Origin of the sequence: Mesorhizobium sp. M7A.F.Ca.CA.003.01.2.1 (assembly GCF_003998945.1) — a bacterium.
GTDB lineage: Bacteria > Pseudomonadota > Alphaproteobacteria > Rhizobiales > Rhizobiaceae > Mesorhizobium > Mesorhizobium ciceri.
The window spans coordinates 1-916 of the sequence record NZ_RZRA01001411.1 but is presented as its reverse complement, the minus strand read 5'-3'; the positions used below and the strand labels follow the sequence as shown (position 1 = coordinate 916).

At 61.9% G+C, this 916-nt stretch carries 2 pseudogenes; one reads left to right on the top strand and one right to left on the bottom strand.

Annotation, left to right across the window (positions count from 1 at the left end):
• Positions 1-316: pseudogene (locus tag EN969_RS33085) on the bottom strand (hybrid sensor histidine kinase/response regulator); the annotation flags it as partial.
• 225 nt (positions 317-541) lie between these two features.
• On the opposite strand from EN969_RS33085, the pseudogene EN969_RS33080 reads away from it, so the two are divergent.
• Positions 542-916: pseudogene (locus tag EN969_RS33080) on the top strand (flagellar biosynthetic protein FliO); the annotation flags it as partial.

Below are 916 nucleotides of genomic sequence, written 5' to 3'. Positions count from 1 at the left end.
CCTTGGTGTCGGTGACGAGAAGCCCCTGCGACATCGAATCGACGAAGGATTTCGACAGTTCGTCGCCTGTCGAGCGTGGCGTGACCTGCACGAAGCCGATCGCCGTCGCGAACAGGAAGCCGACGCCGATCATCGCCAGCACGCCGAGCATGCCGAGCAGGAAAGGATCGCCGAGGCGCTCGCGGAAAAGACCGAAGACGATCGCGGCCCCCGTCAGAACGACGATGAAAATGATAAGCCGGGTAACCGCGCCCGGTCGCGTATTCTGGTCGACGATCGGTACCGGATAGAAATCGCCGCGCGCTTCCTTGGCCATGTGCCCCCTGCTCGTGAATTCCGGTGTTCCGACACCCGCCCCGTACCGGGTTGAATCACATTCTCCTAGTCCGGAAAAGGCCTGGGCGGCAAATGTCGGATAAAAATGATGTCTTCCGGCCTTCGGAGTTTTTCAAGCTGTTCAACAGCGTGAAACGCAACTTGCGGTGGCCCGCTGCAACGGTCTAGTGTCTTATCACTTCCAAGGGGCGATCAGGGGAAACCAATGCAATGGCTCGATAGCGTGGCAGGTCCCGGTTATGCCGCAGCATTGTTGTGGACGTTTGCAGCGCTCGTCCTGCTGGTCATCGTTCTCGTCATCGTCAAGCTGGTGCGCAACCTGACATTCGGAACCTTCGTCGCCGGCGGCCGGAACCGCAAGACGCGACTGGCCGTCATGGATGCCACCGCCGTCGACAGCCATCGCAGGTTGGTGCTGATACGCCGCGACGACATCGAACATCTGCTTCTGATCGGCGGTCCGACCGACGTCGTCGTCGAGCGCGATATCCGGCTTTCGGCGCCGCGCCGGCCGGCATTGACTGGAGATGGCGGCTTGCAGCCGGTTCCGGCCGCCGCTCCGACAAGGCCGCGTCCGCCG